This window comes from Brevundimonas sp. NIBR11, from assembly GCF_027912535.1.
Taxonomy (GTDB): domain Bacteria; phylum Pseudomonadota; class Alphaproteobacteria; order Caulobacterales; family Caulobacteraceae; genus Brevundimonas.
In genome coordinates, this window is the sequence record NZ_CP115465.1 from 1,247,566 (window position 1) to 1,269,813 (window position 22,248).

The window sequence follows — 22,248 nt, forward strand, 5'->3', positions numbered from 1 at the left end:
GCCGACTGATCCGTGATAGATCGGATTCGGGGGAGACTGTGGATATGCGACAAGACCTGACCCAAGGCTCGGTGACCCGGAAGCTGATGGGAATGGCGGGGTTCATCGGCATCGGCCTGGTGTTCCAGACCCTGTATTTCATCATCGACCTCTATTTCGTCGCAGGACTGGGCGCGGCGGCCATCGCGGGCGTGGGGCTGGCGGGGAATGCCTTCTTCCTCAGTCTGGCGTTGGCCCAGATGGTGGGCGTCGGAGCCCTGTCATTGATCGCGCGGTCTATCGGAGCGAAGGACTTCGGCGCGGCCGAGCGCGTCTATCGTCAGGCCATGATCCTGTCTCTGGGCCTGGGTACCGTGACGCTGATCGGCGGCTATCTGGCGGCCGAGCCGGCCCTGGCGTCCATCGCCGCGGACGCCGAGACCACGGCCATGGGCAAGGCCTATCTGTACGGCTTCCTGCCGGCCCTGGCCCTGAGCTTCCCGACCAACGCCATGGGATCGGCGTTACGGGCGGCAGGCGTGGCGCGGCCCACCATGTTGCTGCAGTCGGGGACGATCATCATCAACGCCATCCTCGCGCCCGTGCTGATCGCCGGCTGGGGCACGGGCATGCCGCTGGGCGTGTTCGGCGCAGGGCTGGCCAGTACCATCGCGGCGGGCGTCGGGTTCGTGGGCATGCTGCTCGTGTTCGGCCGGTCCCAGACCCTGATCGCCCATCCGCTGAAGCTGCCGAAGCCCGACTGGAGCGTCTGTCGCCGCATCGTCGGCATCGGCCTGCCGACGGCGGGCGAGTTCCTTCTGATGTTCGTCATCACGGCCGTCGTCTACGCCGTCATTCGCCAGTTCGGCAGCGAGGCACAGGCCGGTTACGGCGTGGGCGCGCGGGTGATGCAGTCGATCTTCCTGCCGGCAATGGCGGTGTCCTTCGCCGTCGCCCCGGTGGCGGGCCAGAATTTCGGGGCAGGGCGAGCGGACCGGGTGAGGCGTACGGTGCGGGACGCGGCGGTCATCTCGTCAGGTCTGATGCTGGTGCTGACAGGGCTTTGCCAGGTCTGGCCGCATGTGATGATCGCCGCCTTCGCCCACGATCCGGCGGTGATCGAGGTGGGGTCGATGTTCCTCAGGATCGCCTCGCTGAACTTCCTGGCCACCGGCCTGATCTTCGTCGCCTCGGGCACCTTCCAGGCGCTGGGTGACACGCGACCCGCCCTGTGGGGAAGCGTCAGTCGCCTGATCACCTTCGCGGGCCCGGCCATCTGGTTGTCGACTCAGCCGTGGGCCCGGCTGGAGCAGATCTGGTGCCTGTCGGCGGCGTCCGTGGCGCTGCACTGCCTAGTGGCGGTGTGGTTCCTGCGCAGTCAGCTCACGCTCAAGCTCGCCGGGCTGACGCCGCGCGAGACCGTGGCCTAGACGTCGAGGTCCGCCTGGGCGAACTGGGCGTTGTCCTGGATGAAGCGGAAACGAGCGTCGGCCTTCTTGCCCATCAGCCGCTCGACCAGATCCTCAATGTCGTCTTCGCTCTCGGGGACGGTGACGCGGGCCAGGGTGCGCTTCTTCGGGTCCATGGTGGTCTCCTTGAGCTGGGAGGCCATCATCTCGCCCAGACCCTTAAACCGTCCGATCTCGGTTTTCTTGCCCTTGAAGACGGTGGCCATCAGCTCGTCGCGGTGCGCCTCGTCCCGGGCGTATTCCGACAGGGGACCGGCCGAGAGTCGGTAGAGGGGGGGCAGGGCCATGAACAACCGACCCTGGCGGATCACCTCGGGCATCGAGCGATAAAAGAAGGTGATCAGCAGGGCCGCGATATGGGCGCCGTCGACGTCGGCGTCGGTCATGATCACGACCCGCTCATAGCGCAACTGGTCGATGTCAAAGCGCGGACCCGGAGTGACTCCCAGCGCGAGAGTCAGGTCCGAAAGCTCTATATTTGCACGCAATTTGTCTGCGGTAGCCGAGGCGACGTTCAGGATCTTGCCGCGCAGCGGCAGGATGGCCTGGGTCTGGCGATCGCGCGCCTGTTTGGCCGAACCGCCCGCCGAATCTCCCTCGACGATGAACAGTTCGGTGCCGTTGGCGGACTGGCGGGAACAGTCCGAAAGCTTGCCGGGCAGACGCAGCTTACGGGTCGCGGCGGCGCGCTGGACGTCCTTGTCCTTGCGGCGACGCAGACGATCCTCCGCCCGGTCAATGACGAAGCCCAGCAGGGTGTTGGCCTGTTTCGGGCTCTCGGTCAGCCAGTGGTCGATCGGATCGCGCAGCAGTTGCTCGACCAGCCGCTGGCCCTCGGGCGAGGATAGGCGATCCTTGGTCTGACCCTGGAACTCCGGATTGCGGATGAAGACCGAGATCAGGGCGCCGGCATTAGCGATGACGTCCTCGGCCGTGATCTGGCCCGCCCGCTTCTCGTTGGTCAGCTCGCCATAGGCCTTGAGGCCCTTCACCAGGGCGGCGCGGAAGCCGGCCTCATGGGTGCCCCCGTCGGGGGTCGAAACCGTGTTGCAGTAGGACTGGACGAAGCCGTCGGCCTCGCCGAAACCGATGGGCGACCAGGTTACGGCCCATTCGACGGCGCCGGCCTCGCCCTTGCGCTCCACGCGGCCGGCGAAGGCGGGGGTGACGGTCTCAAGCTCGCCCACGCGTTCGGCCAGAGCGTCGGCAAGGCCTCCTGGGAAGTGCAGGATGGCGCTCGGCGGGGTGGCGTCCGTGATCCGCTCGGCCGCGCAGGTCCATTTGATCTCGACGCCGCGAAACAGATAGGCCTTGGAGCGGGCCATGCGGAACAGGCGGGCGGGCTTGAACGCCGCGCCCACGCCGAAGATCTCGGCGTCCGGATGGAAGCGGATCAGGGTGCCGTGCTTCTTCGACGGCTGGATCTGCTGGATCTGTCCTTGCGGGATGCCGCGCGAGAAGGACTGCTTCCACTCGAAGCCGTCGCGCCAGACAGTGACGTCGAGGATGTCGGACAAGGCGTTGACGACGGAGACGCCGACACCATGCAAACCGCCAGACGTTTCATAGGCCTTGCCCGAAAACTTGCCGCCCGAGTGGAGGACGGTCATGACCACTTCCAGCGCCGACTTGCCCGGATGTTTCGGGTGCGGATCGACCGGAATGCCGCGCCCGTCGTCGAAGACCGACAGCACGCCATCGGCGTCGAGATCGACCTTGATCTGTTTGGCGTGCTTGGCGACGGCCTCGTCCATCGCGTTGTCGAGCACTTCGGCGAACAGATGGTGCAGGGCGCGCTCGTCGGTGCCGCCGATATACATGCCGGGGCGTTTGCGGACAGGCTCCAGCCCTTCCAGAACCTCGATCGACGAGGCGGAATAGCCGACGTTGGGGACGAAGGGCTCGCTGGCGGGCGATGGGGCGGCGGCCGGGCGAGGCACGGAGGCCGTCTTGGTTTTCAGAGCCGCTTGCGATGGGGACGCAGGACTGGATTCCGCCGCCGCCGGCTTCGGAGCCTCGGGGATGTCATCGAACAGGGAAGGGGCGTTGGACGCGGACATGGGCGGAGTGTGCGGCGATTCGGGGAGCCGTCTGGTAGGCCCGTCGCCGCCCCGTCGCAAGCGGAGCACGGATCGGATCGGGCTCGAACGCCAGAGCGCGGGCGAGGATGGCCAGCAGCAGGGTCCACGGCAGGTTGGCATGGCTGAGCAGCACGGACTCCGACAGGCTGAGCAACAGGAAGACCAGGAGGTAGCCGATGGCGAAATAGCCCTCGCGCGCGCCGGAGCCGGGAATTCGGAGGACGCTGACGACGGTGGCGATGGCGACGGTGATCCCGACCGTGATCGCCCCCGGCCAGCCCAACTGGATGAGGAGATCGATCCAGCCGTTGTGGGCCGACGGCACCGGCCACTGTGTCTCGGCGCGGATGAAGGCGGCTGGGACGGAATCCTTGCCCCAGAAGGCCTGGTAGCCGAAGCCGGTCCACGGCCGTTCGGCGACCTCGCGCATCAGCGCCTCCCAGATGTCGGTCCGGCCGGTGAGGGACGGATCCTTGCCCAGCGCCTTCAGCACCATGGCCGGGTCGGTGATGAAGACGTAGGCCGCGCCCGCCGTCAGGACGACGCCGAACCAGATGGCGACGATGGAAAAGGCCGCGCCTCCGCGCTTCATGGCCCAAAGTCCCGCTACCGCGCCGACGCCCAGCATCAGGCAGAGCAGGGAGGTCTTGGACTGGGTCGCCAGCACCAGCAGGGCGCAGACGGCCAGGGCGATCGCCGGCATGAGGCGACGCGGATCGCCCGACGCGAGACAAGCGGCCGCCGCCACGGCGCCCGCCGACATGACCAGACCCATCTGATTTTTCTCGTACCAGAGGCCGCGCCAGAGGCCGGCGTTTTCGAGCTGATGCACGCCGATGGATGGGAAGGCGAAAACGAAGACGAGACTGCCCAGCCCCATGATCAGGGCCGAGATCATCAGCATGCGCGGCAGGTGACGCCCGCCGAAGGCGACGCCGAGATAGATGGAAAAGGCGCTGGAGATGGCCATGGCGATGACCCGGCGCTGGGTCACGCCCGGATCGATCGACCACCATTTCGAGGCGAAGGCCTGAAGCACCAGAACCGCCAGGATCAGCCAGGCCGGCCAGGCGCGGACCAGCACGCTCGGCCGCATGGCGATCAGTCCGGCGATGATGGCGTAGACCGGCAGCCAGATCAGACGCAGGATTGGCGTCTCTTCCTGCGTCGGGGCGAAGACGGGGCCGATGAAGGCCTGGGTCAGGATGATCACGACGAAAATCGCCGCCGCCTGTTCCCACAGGGGCGGGCCGGGGTCGCTGGTCTCGAGAGATTCGCCGTTCGGTCGCACGACCCGCAGGGTCGGCCATCGCCGCTAACGAACCGTTAGCCTCACCAACGCGCGATGAGGGCGTCGAGGCGGGCCACGGCCGAAGGATCGCCGGCCAGGGTCCGGCGAAGCTCTCGCGCCTCGGCCAGCAGTTCATCGCCGCAGCGAAGCTCGCCCATCCGGACCTGAATTTCGCGATCTTGGGCGGAGTTGTCGCCGCCGATCTCACTGCCGAGGAAATCGCAACGCACGCCGCGCCACATCATCGCATCCACGGGGTCGGACGGCGGGACGTTCATGGCCAGATAGCGGTCCTGTTGGGCCGTCCAGGGATCGACGGCGGCCGAGGTGACCGCAGAAGGGGATGGCGTGGGCTCGGCCGGAACTGCGGGCTCGGCGACGGGCTTGCAGGCGGCGAGAGCGAGGGCGGCCAGGCTGAAGGCGGCGATCCGGAGCATGCGCCTACTGCCCATTGTGGCGGGCGAGGAAGGCGTCGAGCCGGGCGACAGCGGCTGTGTCGGTGGCGCGGGCGGCCTTTAGCGCCCGTGCGGTCTCGAGCTGCTGTGAGCAGAGTTCGTCGATGCGAGCGTTGACGGCGCGGTCCTGTTCGGGATCGCCGCCGATTTCTCCGGCCAGGAAGTTGCAGTGGACCTCGCGCCACTCAAGTGCGTCTATCGGGTCAGCGGGCATGGTCTCCATGCCGAGATACTTTTCCTCCAGCGCGGCCCACACGGCGTCCTGCGCCGCCTGATCCGCTGCGACGGCCGGTGCGGCCTCGGTCGGCGCAGTTGATTCAGCGGCCGGCTGGCAGGCGGCCAGAACGACGGCGGTGAAACCGATGGCGATGATGCGCGACGGCATGGACCCCTCCCAAGGCATTGAACGATCACAGTGAACCCAAAGCCGGGCCGTGCAAAGGGCTAGCTGGACGCGGCCGAGACGGCGGGGCAGGCTGGGTGCTTCAACGGAGAGGGGGGACCTCCAGTGAGCACCAGTCTGCTGCGATCGCGCGACGGACACCATGCGAGGGTAGGTTTCGTCGAACTGTTCTTCGACCTGGTCTTCGTGTTCGCAGTGACCCAGATCTCCCACACCCTGCTGGCGCATCTGACGCCGCTGGGCGCGCTGCAGGCCGCCATGATGGCGGCGGCGGTGTGGTGGGCGTGGATCTACACCAGCTGGGTCACCAACTGGCTTGACCCGGAGCGGGCGCCCGTGCGGATCGCCCTGTTCGTTCTGATGGGCGCGGGGCTGTTGCTGTCGACCTCATTGCCCGAAGCCTTCGGTGAGAAGGGGCTGTGGTTCGCCGTCGCCTTCGCGTCCATCCAGGTCGGACGGACCCTGTTCATGCTGTGGGCGGTGCGACACGACCCGATGCTACGCCGAAACTTCCTGCGCATCCTTTGCTGGTCGTCGCTGGCCGGGGTCTTCTGGATCGCGGGCGGGCTGTCGGAGGCGCAGACGCGGCTCGGGTTGTGGCTGGCTGCATTGGGCATCGAATATGTGTCGCCGGCCCTGTCGTTCCGCGTTCCGGGCCTCGGCAAGGCCGTGACCGCTGACTGGACCGTGGAGGGCGGTCATATCGCCGAGCGGGTCGGGCTGTTCGTCATCATCTGCCTGGGTGAATCCGTGCTGGTCACCGGGGCGACCTTCTCGGAACTGACCTGGACGACCGAGGTTGTGCAGGCCGCCGTGGTCGCCTTCCTCGGCACCCTGGCGATGTGGTGGCTGTATTTCAGCGCCTCGCACGAGGCCGCGTCGGACGTCATCGCGGGCGCCGACGATCCGGGCAAGCTGGCGCGACGGGCCTACACCTACTGCCCCATCCTGATCGTGGCCGGGATCATCGTCACGGCGGTAGGGGACGAGCTGTCGCTGATGCATCCGACCGGCCACGTCGCGGCCGAGGCCGCCGCCGTCCTGATCGGCGGGCCGCTGCTGTTCATGATCGGCGGGCTGCTGGCCAGGCTCGCGGTGTTCGAGCGCTGGGCCGTGACGAGGCTGGTCGGAGCCGTGGCCCTGGCGGCGCTGTGGCTGGTCGTGCCGCTGACGACGCCTCTGGGTCTGGCCGCGATGACGACGGGCGTGATGCTGGCCGTGGCGGCGTGGGAAACCTGGCAGAAGGCGCCGGCGTCCGACGCCTGAGGCCTATTCGCCACGACCCGCTCCAGGCGCGTAGATGCGGTCGCGGTTTGAGTTCTGGACGTCCAGTCGCTGGGCGAGGGCGCGCGAGTCCCGGGTCCGGTCCTCACGATGTCGCTGCGTCATGCAGACGCGCTGGGGCATGCGGCTGCCGACGACCGTCTCGGTGCGGCAAATCATGCGGTCTTCCTCCGGTTCCTCCGCGACGGCGGGAGCCTCGGCGGCCGGAAGCTGGGTCGCTTGGGCGACTGCCATATCCCCCGTCTGCGCTGGAGCGATCTGAAGCGACACAGTGAGCGTGGCGGCGAAAAGCGTTGAAATCAGCATGACGGGCTCCTGTAAAAGGACGGCGCGCGCACCGTCGTCCTCCGCCTAGCGCCGGTCAAGGCTTGTCGCGGATCGTCGCGCCGACGGGGGCAAGGGCCAGCTTGGCCAGCTCAAGATCCTTCAGGGCGAAGGGGATGCCGATGATGGTGATGGCCTCGGCGAAGGCGATCAACAGGTGCGACAGGGCGATGTACCAGCCGGCGAAGACGAACCAGATAACGTTCAGCCCGATGCCGAAGCAGCCGATGCCCTTGCCCTCGGCCTCACCGCCCCAGACGACCTCCCGTCCGAAGGGCCAGAAGGAATAGCTGGCGATCCGCCAGGCCGCGAAACTCCAGGGCAGGCCGACGATCGTCAGGGCCAGAACGGCGCCGCCGAGCAGCCACAGAAGGCCCGAAATCCAGCCGCCGAGGACGAACCACAGGGCATTCAGGATGAAGCGAATCACGGCGTGTCTGTCCCCATCGGCGAAAGCGCCGTCAGACCCTAGATAGGCGAAAGGCCCCGCTGATTCAGCAGGGCCTTCCGTGAATTCGCAGACAGGTCTGGGACTGTGGCTAGTGCTTCTCAGTCCACTGGGCCTTGGCCTCGTCCTGGGTCAGGTTCAAGCGGACCTTGTCGTCGTCGACATAGTCGACCCAGCTGGTCGGGATGTAGTGGTGTTTGAAACCGCCGGCGAGATCGAGCTTGGCCAGTTCGATCTGGTCGCCGTTCACATGATCGACCCGGCCGACGTGGCCGCCGTCCGAACCGACGACTTCGAGGTGTTCCTTGATGAGGCTGAGGTCTACCATTGGGTGTCTCCTGTCGAATGGTGAGACGTGGAAACGCCGTTGTGCACAGCCGGTTGCGAGAGATCCGATGGGTGACATCATCAATCTGAATCGGGCCCGAAAAGCGCGCGACAAGGCCGCAGCCAAGGAGAGCGCGGCCGCGAACCGTGTCGCCCATGGCCTGACGAAAGCCCAGCGGGATACGGCGAAGGCGGAACGGGAGCGGGCCTCGCGGCTTCTGGATCAGACCAAGCTGGAGGACTGATCATGGGCGCGACCTATTCTCCCGGGCCTTCCTCGCGGACCCGCGCAGGCCTGATCGCCCTGATCGCGATCCGGCAGGGGAAAGCCATGCGCGAGCGACGCGCGAAAGAAGAGGAAAAACGCGAGGCGAAAAAGGCCGCCGAGGCCGAGGCGAAGCCGAAGAAACGCGGCTGGTTCCGCTAGCTGGCCTTGGGCGCGCGGATCAGCAGCGCCTGACCCGCCAGCACCAGCAGAAGGCCCAGAAGCGCCGTCCATTCGAATCGGGCGTCCTCGAACAAAACCGATACCAGCATGGCGATCGGCGGCGTCAGAGCCGAAATATAGCTGGCCAAGGCATAGCCCCGCGCTCGCGCGACAGCGAAGTAGACCAGGAAGGCCACGACCGATCCGAGGATCGACAGGTGGGCCAGTGAGATCAGGTACCCGGGCGACAGATCGATGGTGAAATGCGCGCCCGTGACCAGGCCGTGCAGCACCAGCATGACCGTGCCGTATCCCATGGCCCAGCCGGTCTGGGGCAGGATGGCCGAGCCGAGTTGCTGTCCCCTCCACGAAAAATAATTGCCGACGGCCGAGCTCAGCACCGCCAGAACCGCCAGGCCGATGCCGGTCAGGGCGCGTTGGTCGAAGCCCGCGCCCAGAGCCTCGCCGCCCGACAGAACGGCCACGCCGACGATGCCGAGGGTCGCGCCGATCCAGGCCTCACGCGACGTCTTCTGGCCGACGACGACGCGGAACAGAACGAGGTTCAGAAAGGCAAGGGAGGCGAACACGACCGCGACGATGGCCGAAGTGACATATCCCTCGGCCGCGTAGGTGAAGGTGTAGGACACGGCGAAGACGAAGGCGCCCTGGCCCAGGGCCGCCAGATGCTGGCCCCGGTCCAGCCGGATCGACCGGCCCGTCGCCAGGCAGCACACGAAGATGATCAGGGCCGCCAGACCGAAGCGCCAGGTCAGAGAGGCGACCGGATCCACCGTCCCCAGCTGCCATGTGATGGCGTACCACGTCGTGCCCCAGATGATCGCGCAGATCGCGACGCCGAGGATGGCCAGAACACCGGCGGAGGGATTGCGCAGTTCGGAAGGGGTCAAGGGGGACTCAAAGGGACGGCGCGCGACAGGAAAGGCCTGGGATGCGCCTCCGACCGGGTCGGCGCAACACCGATCCCGTTCGCTGCTGACAAGTTCCGACTATGTCAGGCGCGTAGCTTCAGCGCGGCGCGATCCGCCGGGGGCACGGCGGCGTAGACGGTGGCCGGGCGAATGCCCAGACGCGCCCGCGCGGTCTCCAGCGGCTCGGCGAACAGGGCCTCATAGTCCAGGCCCGGCAGCCATTGCGCGCGCCTCCCGTTGCGCCAGGCCTGGAATACGGCTCGACGGGCGGGGATCGATCGCTTCTCCCGTTGGATCTCTCGCGCCGCGCCCCAGCCGATGAAGCCGAAGCCCAGATTGTGCGTCTGGGCGTACGAGAAGCTGACGACGCAGGCCTCGCCGAGAGCGTCGGTGCCGTAGCCGGTCAGAACGTGCCAGATGTCGTGCACGTCGCGCAGGCGGCGCGAGTACCAGACGATCGGATGTTGGGCGTCGATCTCCGGCGCGACTTCCCGCGCTGTTTCTGCCAGGCCGTCGGCGGTGAAGCCACGCGCCTCGCGAAAGGCCCTGTACTCGCCGCCAACGGTGCCGGGGCCGAACCGGCCGAGCCAGTCGGGGTCGTCGAGTTTCAGCGCCAGCTCGTCGCGCAGGAAGGCTTGCCGCCCGCCCTCGACCGTCTTCAAGAGCCGGCCGTAGCCCTTCGCGCCCGACCGACCCGTCAGGGCGCGCATGATCTCGAACACCTGAGCGGTGTCTTCCTTGTCGCGGATCAGCTTGCGGAACGCGCGCAAGGCCCTGACGGGGCGGATTCTCTGCGGTCGCAGCACCTCGAACTCATCGGGGTAGACGGCGGCGTCCATCGTCATGGAAACTCCTCGCGACAAGTCGGCTACCCTATCGCAACCGACTCCCCCGTTAAAGCCGTCCGTCGGAGACCTCGTGCTCAAGAAACGCTCCGTCGTCCTCGCCGGTCACGCCACCTCTGTGGCGCTGGAGCCAGAATTCTGGGCGGTGCTTGATCGGATCGCGACGGCGCGCGGGCTCAGCCATGCGGGCCTCTTGGCATGGGTCGACGAGACGCGCGGCCGACAGCCTCTGGCGTCGGCCTGTCGCCTGCTGGCGCTGGAGTTCGCGGCGTCAGAAAGGGTCATTGGCGAACGCTGAATTTAAGGCGCAGCTTGGGTTCCTCAACCCGGAGCACCACCGTGCAGATCGACCGCAGCCTTATCCCGCCAGCCATCATCGGCGGCCTCATCGCCCTGGGCCTCATCGGGGCCGGGATCGCCGTCGGCGGGGGCGTGGTCAACGCCAACACCGGCAACCGACAGGTCACGGTGCGGGGCGTCGCCGAGCGCAATGTCGAGGCCGACCTGGCCATCCTATCCCTGCGTTTCACGGTCGCCGGCGAGGCCCTGCCGGACGTGCAGGCCAAGATCGACGGCGATTTGGCCAAGGTCCGCACGTTCCTGCGGGCCCAGGGCTATGGCGACGACATCATCACCATCGGCCGTCTGGAGGTCACCGACACCCAGTCGCAGAGCTATGCCCCGTCCGATGGCACGCCCCACTATATCGTCGCCCAGAGCGTGACGGTGCGGACCACGGACGTCGCCCGTGTCGCCCAGACCGAGCGAGCGCTGAACGACCTGGTGCGCCAGGGCGTGCTGCTGGACTTCACCGCCCCGACCTATGTCTTCACCAAGCTGAACGAGGTGCGGCCGGAGATGATCGCGGAGGCCACCGCCTCGGCCCGGTCGGGCGCCGAACAGTTCGCAAAAGATTCCGGCGCCCCGCTGGGCCCGATCAAACAGGCGACGCAAGGGTCGTTCGAGATCCTGGCGCGGGAGGACGTCGATACGGAATCGACGTCGCTCGACAAGCGTGTCCGGGTGGTCGCCACGGTGACCTACCAGCTGCGCTGATCGCGACGCCCAAAGAAGAACGCCCGCCGGAGCGATCCGGCGGGCGTTTTCGTGGTCAGTTGGACGGCGCCGGGCCCGGCGAGGGCAGGGTCGGCGGCTCCACGTTGGGAAGGTCCAGCTTCGGTGGGTCGGGCAGGTTCACATCCACATCGACGTTGGTGTCCGCCACCTTGTCGACAGGGTTGGAATTGCCGTTCCAGACCATGAAGGCGATCACGGCCACGACAACCAGAAGCGCGCCGACGATGAGGGCCATCGCGCCGCCTCCGCCGCCGCTGCGCTCTGGCTGGACGTTGACGGTGGTTTGACGCGGGGGCTCCACCACCACGACGCGCTCCGGCGGGAGGTTCGGATCGGTCATCGGTCAGCCCGCCTTCGGGGCTTCGACAGACGGCAAGTTCACGTCGACGTCGACTTTCTTGGTGTCGCCGCCCATACCGCCTTGCACGAAGACGAAATAGGCCACGATGGCCAGCACGACGACGACCGCGCCGACGATGAAGGCGAGGCCGGTGTTGCCGCCGCCGCTGGAAGTGTTCTCAGCCATTGTTTGGTCCCTCTCGGTTGTCCCCTGGAGCCCAAGAAACACCGGCCACGCTTGCGGGTTCCGCCACCGTACCAAGGTCAGGGCCTGACTTTGCCGCATGTGCTCATTATGTTCTCGACTCCTGTTCCGTGCCCGAGTGCCTTCGTTTGACCGATTCACTGCCCGCCCCACGCATTTCCGATCTGGCCCGTTCGCGCGGACCGGGCGGCTTCGCGCATCAGACTCCGGACTATCTGTCGGGGCTGAATCCCGAGCAGCGCGAAGCCGTGGAGACGACCGAGGGACCGGTTCTCGTTCTCGCCGGCGCGGGGACCGGCAAGACCCGCGTCCTGACCACCCGGCTGGCTCACATCCTGGCGATGGGGAAGGCGAGGCCGTGGGAGTTGCTGGTCGTCACCTTCACCAACAAGGCAGCGCGGGAGATGCGCGAGCGGATCACCCACCTGATCGGGCCGTCCGCCGAGGGGCTACGCTGGCTCGGCACCTTCCACTCGGTCGCCGCTCAAATCTTGCGTCGCCATGCCGAACTCGTCGGGCTGAAGTCGACCTTCACCATTCTCGACACCGACGATCAGGAGCGGCTGCTGAAACAGCTGCTCGAGGCCGCCAACATCGACACCAAGCGCTGGACGCCCAAGTCGCTGGCCGGGCTGATCGACCACTGGAAGAATCGCGGCTGGACACCGGAGAAGCTGCCGCCCGGCGAGGATTTCGCCAACGGCAAGGGCCAGGCGCTGTACGCCGCCTATCAGTCGCGGCTGGCGACGCTAAACGCCTGCGATTTCGGCGATCTGTTGCTGCACAACCTGACGATCCTGTCCAAGCATTCTGACCTTGCCGAGGAATATCGTCGACGCTTCCGCTACATCTTGGTCGACGAGTACCAGGACACCAACGTCGCCCAGTACCTCTGGCTGCGGCTGCTCACGTCTTCGACCGGCAACGTCTGCTGCGTGGGCGACGACGATCAGTCAATCTACGGCTGGCGCGGGGCCGAGGTGGACAATATCCTGCGTTTCGAGAAGGACTTTCCTGGCGCGAAGATCGTCAAGCTGGAGCGCAACTACCGCTCGACCAGCCATATTCTGGGCGCCGCTTCCGGCCTGATCGCGGCCAACCGAGACCGGCTTGGCAAGACTCTCTGGACCGAGGACCAGACCGGCGACAAGGTCCGTGTCCGGGGCGTCTGGGACGGCGAGGCCGAAAGCCGGCTGATCGCCGACGAGATCGAAACCGCGAAACGCAGCGGCATGAATTACAAGGACATGGCTGTCCTTGTTCGCGCGTCGTTTCAGATGCGCGCCTTCGAGGAGCGGTTCGTCCTGCTGGCCATACCTTATACGGTCATCGGCGGCCCGCGCTTCTTCGAGCGCGCCGAAATCCGCGACGCCCACGCCTATCTTCGCCTGATCCAGTCCGAGGACGACGATCTGGCCTTCGAGCGGATCGTCAACGTGCCCAAGCGCGGCATCGGCGACACCAGCGTGCAGAAGATCCTCCAGATCGCGCGCCACAACGGCGTCTCGGCCATGGCGGCGGTGCGCGACCTGATCACCTCGGACGAGCTTCAGGCGCGCACCCGAACGGCGCTCTCGACCTTCGTTCGCGATCTGGACCGCTGGCGCGCCCTGGCCCAGGACACCCGGCACTGGCTCCTGACCGAGACCGTCCTCGAAGAGAGCGGCTACACCGACATGCAGAAGGCCGATCGGGTCACCGGCGCGACCCGGCTCGACAACCTGAAAGAACTGACCCAGGCGATGCAGTCGTTCGAGACGCTCGGCGCCTATCTCGAACATGTCTCCCTGGTGATGGATCTGGACCGGGGCCCGTCGTCGGATGCCGTGCAGATCATGACCTTGCACGGCGCCAAGGGGCTGGAGTTCCCCCTGGTCTTCCTGCCGGGCTGGGAGGAGGGCGTCTTCCCGTCCCAACGCAGCATCGACGAGAAGGGCGAGAAGGGTCTGGAGGAGGAACGCCGCCTCGCCTACGTCGGCGTGACCCGCGCAAAGCAGGACGCGCGCATCTCCTTCGTGGCGAACCGGCTGGTCTACGGCCGCTGGACCTCGCAACTGCCCAGCCGCTTCGTCGACGAACTGCCCATCGCCCATGTCGAGGCCGAAAGCGACACCGGCTACTACGGCGCTTCCGCCGGGATGAAGGAGGCGAAGTCCCGCTGGGACGAGACCCCAGTCTTCGGCGCTGGGTACACGTCGCCCGGCTGGCAGCGGGCACAGGCCGTGACCGCCGCCCGCGCCCCCGGCGCGCGCCCGGCCCGCAACACGATCATCGAGGGCGAAGGCCGCCTCGTCGCCACCGCCGACCCCAAGTCGGGGTCAGGCTTCGTGAAGGGCGAGCGCGTCTTCCACCAGAAGTTCGGTTACGGCTCCGTCCGAGTCATCGAGGGCAACAAGCTGACGGTCGAGTTCGAAAAGGCTGGCGAGAAGAAGGTCATCGACACATTCGTGGAGAAATCGCCGGGCTGAGTTCAGCCCGGCGAGATCATCTTCTCGGGACGCACGGCCTCGTCGAACTCGGCGTCGGTCAGATAGCCGCCGCCAACCGCTTCCTGACGCAGCGTGGTGCCGTTCTTGTGCGCCGTCTTCGCGATCTTCGCGCACAGATCATAGCCGAGCTTGCCGTTCAGGGCGGTCACCAGCATCAGCGAGTTGTTCAGGCCGCGCTCGATGTTGTCCTCGCGCGCCTCGATGCCGACGACGCAGTTGTCGGTGAAACTGACGGCCGCGTCGGCGACCAGGCGGACCGACTGCAGGAAGTTGTAGGCCATCACCGGGTTGAAGACGTTCAGCTCGAAATGACCCTGAGAGCCCGCGAAGGTCAGGGCGGCGTTGTTGCCGAACACCTGAATGCAAACCTGGGTCAGGGCTTCGCACTGGGTCGGATTGACCTTGCCCGGCATGATCGAGGAGCCCGGCTCGTTCTCCGGCAGGGCCAGTTCACCTAGACCCGAGCGCGGGCCGGAGCCCAGGAAGCGGATGTCGTTGGCGATCTTGAAAAGGGACGCGGCCACCGTGTTGATCGCGCCGTGCGAGAAGACCATGGCGTCATGGGCGGCCAGGGCCTCGAACTTGTTCGGCGCGGTCGTGAAGGGCAGGCCGGTGATCTCGGCGATCTGTTCGGCGACCTTCTCGGCGAAACCGATGGGGGCGTTCAGCCCGGTGCCGACGGCGGTGCCGCCTTGGGCCAGCTCCATCAGGGCTGGCAGGGTCTGTTCGATCCGCGTGACGCCGTTGGCGACCTGTTGCGCGTAGCCGCCGAACTCCTGGCCCAGCGTCAGGGGCGTGGCGTCCTGCGTATGTGTCCGGCCGATCTTGATGATGTGGGCCCAGGCGTCCGACTTGGCCTTCAAGGCGGCGTGCAGATGCTTCAGGGCCGGCAGCAAGTCCGACACCACCTGTTCGGCGCAGGCGACATGCATGGCCGTGGGATAGGTGTCGTTGGACGACTGGCTCATGTTGACGTGGTCGTTGGGGTGGACGGGCTTTTTGGACCCCATCTCGCCGCCCAGCATCTCGATGGCGCGGTTCGAAATCACCTCGTTGGCGTTCATGTTCGACTGGGTGCCCGACCCCGTCTGCCAGACCACCAGGGGGAAGTGGTCGTTCAGCCTGCCCTCGATCACCTCGTTGGCGGCGGCGACGATCGCGTTTCCGATTGTCGGGTCCAACTTGCCGAGCGCCATGTTGGTCTCGGCGGCGGCGCGCTTGACGATGCCCAGGGCGCGCACGACGGGCAGGGGCTGTTTCTCCCAGCCGATCTTGAAATTGCCCAGCGAACGCTGGGCCTGGGCGCCCCAGTATTTCGAGTTGTCGACCTTGATGGGGCCGAAGGTATCGGTCTCGGTGCGGTACGAGGTCATCGCTTTGGGCTCTCGGCAGGCGTGGCGGGAAGGTGCGCGGGGGTGTAGCACGAGGGCGGGGCCGGGCAAGTCGCAGGCATGGTGGTGAAAGTGATGGACAGGTTCTGCGTGGCGTTGATTGGCGCATCATTCCTTCTGCTGACGTCTTGCCTTAGCGCTCCGACGTCGCGGAGCGACAGACCAGTCGTGGCTCTAAGCACCGATCTAGGCTTCGTAGTCCTGGAATTAGACGCGAGGCGCGCCCCGATAACCACGTGCAACTTCCTGCGCTACGTTCAGGCGGGGCGCTACACCGGTGGTAGTTTCTTTCGGACGGTGGTCGCCGAAACCAATGACAGTTCAAATCCCATTGACGTGATCCAAGCCGCGACTGCGGCGGGCAGTGACGACCCAGGGTTTGGTCCTATTCCGCTGGAGCGCTCGCGCGACACGGGTCTGCGCCACGTTGCCGGGGCCATTTCAATGGCTCGCGACGGAGCAGACACAGCCACGTCGAGCTTCTTCATCGTGGTCAAGGATGCGCCCAGCCTCGATTTCGGCGGTGGTCGCAATGCCGACGGTCAAGGCTTTGCCGTTTTCGGCCGAGTGATATCGGGGATGGATATCGTCGAAGACATACACGGTTCACCCGCTACGGACGAGCAGCTTGAAACCCCCATAGCCATTGCCGCCACCTTGGCAGGCGAGGCTCCGCAGGCTTGCGGCTCGTGACCGCCGACTGGATCGTCTCCGGCAAGGTCCGCGCCCGCGAGGAAGGCGAGGCCGTCGTCGTCATGGTCGACGGCCTGACCACTCAGGCCAAATACTACAAGCCGCTGATCTACGAGTTCTTCCGCAAGGAGTGGCGTGGGTCGCGGCCGGCCTATGGCGACTATGTCGTCGAGATCCTGATGGAGCATGTGGGCGATCCGCCGTGGATGGATCTCGACAATCTCGCCAAGGCCTTGCTGGACGCCATCAAAGGCTATCTGTTTCACGACGATGCTCAGGTGGCGCGGCTGCTGGTCGAGCGGCGCGAGGGCGAGCGCGAGCGGATCACGATCCGGGTCTTTCCCAGAAAGCCCTAACCCGGCGGACGGTTGAACCGGAGCGTCGGCAGGAGCAGCTGCAGATCGGCGCCGATCGAGACCTGGGGCTCGGACGCCGGCGACAGGCCCTCGGCGGTCTCGCGGTCCTTGATGCAGGCGCGCGTCGCATTGGCCAGGGCAATGAAGTCGCTCGCCGTCGGCAGGGACGAAATGATGCAGCCGTCGAAATAGGGGTAGGTGGCGTCCTCCGAACAGCCGAAGGACGACCGGTCGCGACGCGCGGCGGTCATGATCATCCGATTGGGCGCGGCGAGCGAGTCGACGAAAATGCCGGAATAGCAGGCCGAGACCACCACGACCGTCGGTCGCGTTCCGCAGATCTCGCGCACCAGGGTCGCCATGCGGGTGGGGGTCAGCCTCTGGACCTGACCGAACCTCATGGCCTCGGGACTGCCGTGCGAGGTGAAATAGAGCAGGCAGCCCCGCTGAGCCCGAGCCGCGACCTCGGCGATGCCCCGGAGTGCGGCATCTCCCGTGACGACGGGCGTCACGTCCGGCCGAAGTGTCGCGTCATACATGTCGGCGCGCGAGAATCCCGCCGCCAGAAACCCCGACACCAGATCGCGTCGCGCATTGTCGAAGGCCTGGATCGGCTCGCCCGTGCTGGTGCGCCAGTCGGCGGCGATGATGGCCGAGGCCCAGCCGTCGAAACGACTGACGGGCGCGCTCTGAGCCTGAGCTGAGCTGGCGCTCAGCCACAACAGGATGACGATGACGACGGATCGAAACACGCAGCCCTCCCCAGGTGAGAGAAGCTTAGCGCGGTGGTTCAGGCTGAAAAGCCTACTTTTTCCGGAACTGGTCCAGGGAGACGACTTTCGGACCGTCGTCGCCGGACGGGGTCGCCTCGGCGCGCGGCGGCGGGGTCAGTTCGGCGACGGGTTCCGGCGCCGGCTCGGGGGCCTCGAACTGCAGCAGGAACTGGACGCTCGGGTCGTAGAAGCGGGTCACGGCCGTGTAGGGCACGGTCAGGACCTTGGGCATGCCGCCGAACTTCAGCATGACCGAGAACAGGTCGTGCTCGACGGCGAGGTCCCAATACTGGTGCTGCAAGACCACCGTCATCTCGTCGGGATATTTGGCGATCACGTCCGGCGGGACGGAGACGCCGGGCCCGCGCGTCTTGAACGTGATGTAGAAATGGTGTGCGCCGGGAATGCCCGACGGGCTGGCCGCGCGTTCGAGGGCCGAACGGATCACGCCGCGCAGGGCGTCCTGCGCGAGCTTTTCGTACTGCATCTCGTCGACGGGCGGGGTCTCTTCGGCCATGGGTATCCTCGCTGCGGGGCGACAGATAGCGGCCGGGGGTGCTCTGCGGAAGAAGGAAAAGTGCCGGAGGTTCTGTTGGCAGGCCCTCCGGCGGCCCCGCCTAAGGATCTGAACCCCTAGGACTTAAGATTCGAAATCAACCGAACCGCATTACGCGGCGAGGCGGACTTCTCCAGCGAAGTTATCGTTCGCAGTTAGAAAATGGCCCGATACGGTGGGCCAGGACGAGCGAAAGCAGTCTTCTTTACACGTCCGTCGATGCTAGTCGGCCCCATAAGCCTCCGCCGATAACGCGGGGAAGAATGGTGGAGCCGCCGGGAATCGCACCCGGGTCCGGTCCGCTTATTACAAGCGCGTTTATCGCCATAGCCGGAGCGAACCCCGGCACATCCAATATAGGGCCTCATGCCCTTGCATCCAAGTCGTGATGTGAAGTCTGCTGCACTGCGGGAGTATCGATCATGGATGCGGACGACAGGCTCGAGATCGCGGCGGGGTTCGCGACGGCGCTCGGGCCGCGCAAGGACAATCAGGATTTCGGCGCGGTCCACCTCGGCACGCCGTCCGAACAGGCCCTGCACGGCATGCTGGCGATCGTCGCTGACGGCGTGTCGGGATCGAGGGGCGGCCGCATCGCCTCGGAGCTAGCCGGCCGCACCTTCATCGACGGCTATCTGGACCAGAATCCGTTGAAAGGGGTAGCGGCCGCCGGCGTCGCGGCCCTGACCGGCTATAATCGCTGGCTCCACGCCAAGGGGCGGTCCGATCCCGAAATGGAAGGGGCGGCCACGACCTTCACCGCCCTAGTCATGCGGGGCCAGGAGGCGACGGCCCTGCATGTCGGCGACTCGAGGGCCTGGCATTTCCGCGACGGCGTCCTGTCGCGGCTGACCGAGGATCACGTCCTGGCCCAGCCGGGGCTGAGCCATGTCCTGTATCGCGCCATCGGCATCGAGCCGGATCTGAGGCTGGACGTGCGGGCGGTGACGCTGAAGGCCCACGACCGGCTGCTGCTGACCACGGACGGCGTCCACGGCGCAGTGTCCGAAGAGGATCTGACCCGTCTCCTCGCCCGTCGCGCCTCGCCCGAGGCCGACGCCCAGGCCATCGTCGACAAGGCCGGCGCCGAGGAAACCCGCGACAACGCCACGGCCATCGTCATCGACGTCATCCGCATCGGCTCGGTGGATCAGGACGCGATCGGGGCGGAGGCCGCCGGCCTGGCCATCCTGCCGCCGCCCAAGGTCGGGGACAATGTCGACCGGTTCCAGCTGGAGCGGCTGCTGTCGGACGGCAAATACACCCGCGTGTTCGTGGCCAGCGACCAGGAGGGCGGGGGGCAGGTGGTCCTGAAATTCCCAAAGCCAGCCCTCGTGTCCGAAAGCGGGGCCCGCGGCGCCTTTCTGCGGGAAAGGTTCATCGGCCGCCGCATCGACAGTCCGTACGTCGGCAAGACCCTGGCGCTCGACATGGGCCGCCAGAGCCGCCTCTACATCGCCCAGCCGCTCTACGTCGGACGCACCCTGCACGCGAAGATAGCCGACGAACCCTTTGATATTCCGGAGGGCGTCAGCGCCGCCATCCGCCTGTCCAAAGCCGTCGCTGCCTTACACCGCCAGGGGATCGCCCATCGCGACATCAAGCCCGACAACGTCATTCTGGAGCCCAATGGCGGGCTGAAACTGATCGACCTCGGCGTCGCCCGCCTGCCGAAGATCGAGGAGTTCGCGGAAGCCGAGGCCCCCGGCACTATCGGTTACAAGGCGCCCGAAATGTTCGCCGGCGCCATCGGCGACGCCCTGACCGATCAGTACGCCTTGGGCGTGACCATCTACCGCCTCTTCGCGGGCGACTATCCGTCAGGCCAGGAGGAAGACTTCAACCGCATGCGGTTCGAGAAGCCGACGCGCCCTTCGAAACACCGCCCCGACATGCCCGCCTGGCTGGAGGCGGCCATCCTGCGCACCCTGGCGGTCGGGCCCGGCGATCGATTCGCCGACGTCGAGGAACTGATCCACGTCCTGGAAAGCGGCAGCGCGATCGCGGCCCCGCCCAAACGGGAACTGTCGCTGATGGAACGCGAGCCGATCCGCTTCTGGCAGACGGTCAGCGGTATCCTGTTCGTGCTGCTGCTGGCGTCGCTGATGTTCGGCTAGGTCCTCGGCCAGTCCCGGCACTGGTTCCGGAACCAGGTCAGCTGGCGTTTGGCGTAGTTTCGCGTCGCCTGCTGGAGGGCCGCGACGGCGTCGGCGTGGGCGGTCTCGCCGGCCAGCCAGCCGGAGATCTCACGCACGCCGACCGCCTTCATGGCGGGCAGGGCCGGGTCCAGGTCGCGTGCGATCAGGGCGTGGACCTCCTCAACCGCGCCGTCCTGCATCATCGTCAGGACCCGCGCGTCGCAGTTGGCGTAGAGGGTCTGACGGTCGGGCTCCAGCACCAGCCGGTCGTAGCTTCCCGGCGCGAGCAGTGGCGAGGTGTCGGCCTGCCAGTCCGACAACGAACGACCTGTGGCGCGAGCCACGGCGAAGGCGCGGATCAGGCGCTGACGGTCGCCGCGCTCGATGGCGGCCTCGGCGGGCGGGTCGAACGTCGTCAGCCGCAGACGGAAAGCCGCCTCGCCCTCGGTGTCGTACAGGGCCATGGCCTCGTCCCGCGATTCGGTCGGTACATCGGGAATGTTCGCTAACCCCTTCGTCAGGGCGGTGAAATATAAGCCCGTGCCGCCGACGATCAGCACCGGGCGCCCCTGGTTGCGCAGTTCGTCGACCAGGGGCATGACGGCGCGGGTCCAGCGCCCGACCGACCAAGCTTCGGCCGCATCCACGGTTCCATACAGGTGATGGGCGGCCAGCCGTTCTTCATCGCGTGACGGGCGGGCGGTCAGGACGCGGAGATCGGCGTAGAGCTGCTGGCTGTCGGCATTGACGATGGCGGCGCCGGTCGCCTGCGCCCGCTCAAGCGCCAGGCGCGACTTGCCCGAAGCGGTCGGGCCGGCGATCAATGTGATGGGCGGACGGGTCACGGACGCTCGCAAGGAAAGGGCGATGGCGATAGAACGCGCGTCCTCTCCCTGCAACGAGACAAAGACCTTGATCGACCGCGCCTCCGTCGAAGCCGTGCTGAACGCCATTCCCGATCCCGAAACCGGGAAGGGCCTGATCGACGCCGGCGTGCCCAAGGGGTTGATGGTCGCCGAGGATCGCGCCGGCTTCGTCATCGAGGTACCCGCATCCCGCACCGCCGCCTACGCCGCCGTGCGTGACACGGCCGAGGCGGCGCTGAAGGCCATGCCGGGCATGGCGCGAGTGTCCGTCGTTTTGACCGCCGAGACCGCGCCGGTCGGGCGAAAGGCCTCCCTGTCGCCCGCCGCCGTCGAACAGACCCGCGCCAAGGCCCCCGTACCGACCGATCGCCCGGCTCATGTCCGGCGCGTCCTCGCGGTCGCCAGCGGGAAGGGCGGGGTCGGCAAGTCCACCGTCGCAGTGAACCTGGCGGCGGCCCTGGCGCGCCGCGGGCTGGCCGTCGGGGTGCTGGACGCTGACGTCTATGGCCCGTCCCTGCCGACCATGCTCGGCCTGTCGGGTCAACCGGCCTATGAGGATGGCGCCATTGTCCCTCACACGGCGCACGGCCTGAAGGCCATGTCGGTCGGCCTGCTGACCAAGGCCGATGACGCCATGATCTGGCGCGGGCCGATGGCGTCCCAGGCGATCACCCAGATGCTGACCCAGACCCGTTGGGGGACAGAAGAGGCGCCGCTGGACGTGCTGGTGGTCGACCTCCCGCCAGGGACGGGCGACGTGCAACTGACGCTGATCCAGAAGACGCCGCTGGACGGCGCGGTGATCGTCTCCACGCCGCAGGAAGTCGCTCTCGCCGACGCTCGTCGCGCCCACACGCTGTTCCAGCGCGTGAAGGTCCCGACGCTCGGCCTGATCGAGAACATGTCTGGCGACGTTTTCGGGCGTGGGGGCGCGGAAGCGGAAGCCGGGCGACTGGGTGTGGATTTCCTCGGTGACCTGCCGCTGGATGCGTCCCTGCGTCACGCCGGCGATGCGGGCCGGCCTCTGGTCGATGGTGATGTGGCGGTCCGGTTCGACGCGGTCGCGGAGAGGGTCGCCGCAGGCTTGGGGCTGTAGCGCT

Annotated in this window: 26 protein-coding genes and 1 other RNA gene; 11 read left to right on the forward strand and 16 right to left on the reverse strand. The window is 66.9% G+C overall.

The features are described 5' to 3' along the window. Window positions 1–44: 44 nt before the first annotated feature. A complete protein-coding gene (locus O5O43_RS06065; protein ID WP_271086012.1) occupies window positions 45–1,409 on the forward strand; it encodes an MATE family efflux transporter in 1,365 nt (454 codons plus the stop codon). Here O5O43_RS06065 and parE read toward each other — a convergent pair. From parE to O5O43_RS06085, 4 genes are read right to left on the reverse strand one after another with little or no spacing between them, the layout of a single operon-like run. Then, window positions 1,406–3,508, reverse strand: a complete 2,103-nt coding sequence (gene parE, locus O5O43_RS06070; protein WP_271086013.1) for a DNA topoisomerase IV subunit B — start codon at window positions 3,506–3,508, stop codon at window positions 1,406–1,408. The genes O5O43_RS06065 and parE overlap by 4 nt on opposite strands. Continuing rightward, complete coding sequence (locus O5O43_RS06075) at window positions 3,474–4,820, reverse strand: O-antigen ligase family protein (protein WP_271086014.1); 1,347 nt, start codon at window positions 4,818–4,820, stop codon at window positions 3,474–3,476. The genes parE and O5O43_RS06075 overlap by 35 nt, the downstream gene beginning before the upstream one ends. A gap of 41 nt (window positions 4,821–4,861) precedes the next feature. Continuing rightward, window positions 4,862–5,257 carry a hypothetical protein gene (locus O5O43_RS06080; protein ID WP_271086015.1) on the reverse strand — a complete coding sequence of 132 codons (396 nt, stop codon included), beginning with the start codon at window positions 5,255–5,257 and terminating at the stop codon, window positions 4,862–4,864. A gap of 4 nt (window positions 5,258–5,261) precedes the next feature. After that, complete coding sequence (locus O5O43_RS06085; protein WP_271086016.1) at window positions 5,262–5,660, reverse strand: hypothetical protein; 399 nt, start codon at window positions 5,658–5,660, stop codon at window positions 5,262–5,264. A 123-nt stretch (window positions 5,661–5,783) separates the two neighbouring features. Between O5O43_RS06085 and O5O43_RS06090 the strand changes: the two genes are divergently transcribed. After that, entirely contained in the window at window positions 5,784–6,944 is a 1,161-nt protein-coding gene (locus O5O43_RS06090) for a low temperature requirement protein A (RefSeq protein WP_271086017.1), read from the forward strand. 3 nt (window positions 6,945–6,947) lie between these two features. On the opposite strand, the gene O5O43_RS06095 is transcribed toward O5O43_RS06090, so the two are convergent. From O5O43_RS06095 to O5O43_RS06105, 3 genes are all read right to left on the reverse strand, one after another. Next, complete coding sequence (locus O5O43_RS06095; RefSeq protein WP_271086018.1) at window positions 6,948–7,196, reverse strand: hypothetical protein; 249 nt, start codon at window positions 7,194–7,196, stop codon at window positions 6,948–6,950. Between the two features lie 127 nt (window positions 7,197–7,323). Continuing rightward, window positions 7,324–7,716 carry a YccF domain-containing protein gene (locus O5O43_RS06100; protein WP_271086019.1) on the reverse strand — a complete coding sequence of 131 codons (393 nt, stop codon included), beginning with the start codon at window positions 7,714–7,716 and terminating at the stop codon, window positions 7,324–7,326. 109 nt (window positions 7,717–7,825) lie between these two features. Beyond that, window positions 7,826–8,062 (reverse strand): DUF2171 domain-containing protein, encoded by a 237-nt coding sequence (locus tag O5O43_RS06105; RefSeq protein ID WP_271086020.1) that lies wholly within the window; start codon window positions 8,060–8,062, stop codon window positions 7,826–7,828. A 67-nt stretch (window positions 8,063–8,129) separates the two neighbouring features. Between O5O43_RS06105 and O5O43_RS06110 the strand changes: the two genes are divergently transcribed. Beyond that, window positions 8,130–8,306 (forward strand): DUF4169 family protein, encoded by a 177-nt coding sequence (locus tag O5O43_RS06110; protein WP_271086021.1) that lies wholly within the window; start codon window positions 8,130–8,132, stop codon window positions 8,304–8,306. Window positions 8,307–8,308: 2 nt separating this feature from the next. Continuing rightward, a complete protein-coding gene (locus O5O43_RS06115; RefSeq protein WP_271086022.1) occupies window positions 8,309–8,488 on the forward strand; it encodes a hypothetical protein in 180 nt (59 codons plus the stop codon). Here O5O43_RS06115 and O5O43_RS06120 read toward each other — a convergent pair. Continuing rightward, window positions 8,485–9,399, reverse strand: coding sequence for an EamA family transporter (locus O5O43_RS06120; protein WP_271086023.1), 915 nt, complete (start codon window positions 9,397–9,399; stop codon window positions 8,485–8,487). The two genes, O5O43_RS06115 and O5O43_RS06120, sit on opposite strands and share 4 nt — an antisense overlap. A gap of 104 nt (window positions 9,400–9,503) precedes the next feature. After that, window positions 9,504–10,265: a Coq4 family protein gene (locus O5O43_RS06125; protein WP_271086024.1), complete on the reverse strand. Its 762-nt coding sequence runs from the start codon at window positions 10,263–10,265 to the stop codon at window positions 9,504–9,506. A gap of 73 nt (window positions 10,266–10,338) precedes the next feature. Between O5O43_RS06125 and O5O43_RS06130 the strand changes: the two genes are divergently transcribed. Continuing rightward, window positions 10,339–10,563 carry a ribbon-helix-helix domain-containing protein gene (locus O5O43_RS06130; RefSeq protein WP_271086025.1) on the forward strand — a complete coding sequence of 75 codons (225 nt, stop codon included), beginning with the start codon at window positions 10,339–10,341 and terminating at the stop codon, window positions 10,561–10,563. 41 nt (window positions 10,564–10,604) lie between these two features. Then, on the forward strand, window positions 10,605–11,321 hold the full coding sequence (locus O5O43_RS06135; protein ID WP_271086026.1) for an SIMPL domain-containing protein: 717 nt from the start codon (window positions 10,605–10,607) through the stop codon (window positions 11,319–11,321). 55 nt (window positions 11,322–11,376) lie between these two features. Here O5O43_RS06135 and O5O43_RS06140 read toward each other — a convergent pair whose 3' ends face one another. Beyond that, window positions 11,377–11,682 (reverse strand): hypothetical protein, encoded by a 306-nt coding sequence (locus O5O43_RS06140; protein ID WP_271086027.1) that lies wholly within the window; start codon window positions 11,680–11,682, stop codon window positions 11,377–11,379. Window positions 11,683–11,685: 3 nt separating this feature from the next. After that, window positions 11,686–11,868, reverse strand: coding sequence for a hypothetical protein (locus O5O43_RS06145; protein ID WP_271086028.1), 183 nt, complete (start codon window positions 11,866–11,868; stop codon window positions 11,686–11,688). Between the two features lie 146 nt (window positions 11,869–12,014). Between O5O43_RS06145 and O5O43_RS06150 the strand changes: the two genes are divergently transcribed. Then, the gene (locus tag O5O43_RS06150) at window positions 12,015–14,354 is read left to right on the forward strand and encodes a UvrD-helicase domain-containing protein (protein WP_271086029.1); all 2,340 of its coding nucleotides are present in this window, start codon (window positions 12,015–12,017) and stop codon (window positions 14,352–14,354) included. Window positions 14,355–14,356: 2 nt separating this feature from the next. On the opposite strand, the gene fumC is transcribed toward O5O43_RS06150, so the two are convergent. Next, the gene (gene fumC, locus O5O43_RS06155) at window positions 14,357–15,748 is read right to left on the reverse strand and encodes a class II fumarate hydratase (protein ID WP_271086030.1); all 1,392 of its coding nucleotides are present in this window, start codon (window positions 15,746–15,748) and stop codon (window positions 14,357–14,359) included. Between the two features lie 186 nt (window positions 15,749–15,934). On the opposite strand from fumC, the gene O5O43_RS06160 reads away from it, so the two are divergent. Next, window positions 15,935–16,459, forward strand: a complete 525-nt coding sequence (locus O5O43_RS06160; RefSeq protein ID WP_271086031.1) for a peptidylprolyl isomerase — start codon at window positions 15,935–15,937, stop codon at window positions 16,457–16,459. A 62-nt stretch (window positions 16,460–16,521) separates the two neighbouring features. Further along, on the forward strand, window positions 16,522–16,815 hold the full coding sequence (locus O5O43_RS06165; RefSeq protein WP_271086396.1) for a RusA family crossover junction endodeoxyribonuclease: 294 nt from the start codon (window positions 16,522–16,524) through the stop codon (window positions 16,813–16,815). Here the strand turns inward: O5O43_RS06165 and O5O43_RS06170 are convergent. The 3 genes from O5O43_RS06170 to ssrA form a co-directional block, all read right to left on the reverse strand. Next, window positions 16,812–17,567 (reverse strand): C13 family peptidase, encoded by a 756-nt coding sequence (locus tag O5O43_RS06170; RefSeq protein ID WP_271086032.1) that lies wholly within the window; start codon window positions 17,565–17,567, stop codon window positions 16,812–16,814. The genes O5O43_RS06165 and O5O43_RS06170 overlap by 4 nt on opposite strands. 52 nt (window positions 17,568–17,619) lie before the next feature. Beyond that, on the reverse strand, window positions 17,620–18,105 hold the full coding sequence (locus O5O43_RS06175; protein WP_271086033.1) for a ClpXP protease specificity-enhancing factor SspB: 486 nt from the start codon (window positions 18,103–18,105) through the stop codon (window positions 17,620–17,622). A 59-nt stretch (window positions 18,106–18,164) separates the two neighbouring features. Next, window positions 18,165–18,530: a transfer-messenger RNA gene (ssrA, locus tag O5O43_RS06180) on the reverse strand. 36 nt (window positions 18,531–18,566) lie between these two features. Here ssrA and O5O43_RS06185 point away from each other — a divergent pair. Beyond that, window positions 18,567–20,261, forward strand: coding sequence for a bifunctional protein-serine/threonine kinase/phosphatase (locus O5O43_RS06185; protein ID WP_271086034.1), 1,695 nt, complete (start codon window positions 18,567–18,569; stop codon window positions 20,259–20,261). Here O5O43_RS06185 and miaA read toward each other — a convergent pair. Further along, window positions 20,258–21,127 carry a tRNA (adenosine(37)-N6)-dimethylallyltransferase MiaA gene (gene miaA / locus O5O43_RS06190; protein WP_271086035.1) on the reverse strand — a complete coding sequence of 290 codons (870 nt, stop codon included), beginning with the start codon at window positions 21,125–21,127 and terminating at the stop codon, window positions 20,258–20,260. The genes O5O43_RS06185 and miaA overlap by 4 nt on opposite strands. A 67-nt stretch (window positions 21,128–21,194) precedes the next feature. On the opposite strand from miaA, the gene O5O43_RS06195 reads away from it, so the two are divergent. Then, the gene (locus O5O43_RS06195) at window positions 21,195–22,244 is read left to right on the forward strand and encodes an Mrp/NBP35 family ATP-binding protein (RefSeq protein ID WP_271086036.1); all 1,050 of its coding nucleotides are present in this window, start codon (window positions 21,195–21,197) and stop codon (window positions 22,242–22,244) included. Window positions 22,245–22,248: the final 4 nt, after the last annotated feature.

Bases quoted from the DNA above. Each gene is read 5' to 3' on its own strand.
- O5O43_RS06105 (WP_271086020.1), bottom strand. From the start codon at position 8,062: ATGGTAGACCTCAGCCTCATCAAGGAACACCTCGAAGTCGTCGGTTCG.
- O5O43_RS06125 (WP_271086024.1), bottom strand. From the start codon at position 10,265: ATGACGATGGACGCCGCCGTCTACCCCGATGAGTTCGAGGTGCTGCGA.
- O5O43_RS06110 (WP_271086021.1), top strand. From the start codon at position 8,130: ATGGGTGACATCATCAATCTGAATCGGGCCCGAAAAGCGCGCGACAAG.
- O5O43_RS06095 (WP_271086018.1), bottom strand. From the start codon at position 7,196: ATGGCAGTCGCCCAAGCGACCCAGCTTCCGGCCGCCGAGGCTCCCGCC.
- O5O43_RS06080 (WP_271086015.1), bottom strand. From the start codon at position 5,257: ATGCTCCGGATCGCCGCCTTCAGCCTGGCCGCCCTCGCTCTCGCCGCC.
- O5O43_RS06165 (WP_271086396.1), top strand. From the start codon at position 16,522: ATGGTCGACGGCCTGACCACTCAGGCCAAATACTACAAGCCGCTGATC.
- O5O43_RS06115 (WP_271086022.1), top strand. From the start codon at position 8,309: ATGGGCGCGACCTATTCTCCCGGGCCTTCCTCGCGGACCCGCGCAGGC.
- parE (WP_271086013.1), bottom strand. From the start codon at position 3,508: ATGTCCGCGTCCAACGCCCCTTCCCTGTTCGATGACATCCCCGAGGCT.
- O5O43_RS06140 (WP_271086027.1), bottom strand. From the start codon at position 11,682: ATGACCGATCCGAACCTCCCGCCGGAGCGCGTCGTGGTGGTGGAGCCC.
- O5O43_RS06145 (WP_271086028.1), bottom strand. From the start codon at position 11,868: ATGGCTGAGAACACTTCCAGCGGCGGCGGCAACACCGGCCTCGCCTTC.
- O5O43_RS06185 (WP_271086034.1), top strand. From the start codon at position 18,567: ATGGATGCGGACGACAGGCTCGAGATCGCGGCGGGGTTCGCGACGGCG.
- fumC (WP_271086030.1), bottom strand. From the start codon at position 15,748: ATGACCTCGTACCGCACCGAGACCGATACCTTCGGCCCCATCAAGGTC.
- O5O43_RS06085 (WP_271086016.1), bottom strand. From the start codon at position 5,660: ATGCCGTCGCGCATCATCGCCATCGGTTTCACCGCCGTCGTTCTGGCC.
- O5O43_RS06175 (WP_271086033.1), bottom strand. From the start codon at position 18,105: ATGGCCGAAGAGACCCCGCCCGTCGACGAGATGCAGTACGAAAAGCTC.
- O5O43_RS06065 (WP_271086012.1), top strand. From the start codon at position 45: ATGCGACAAGACCTGACCCAAGGCTCGGTGACCCGGAAGCTGATGGGA.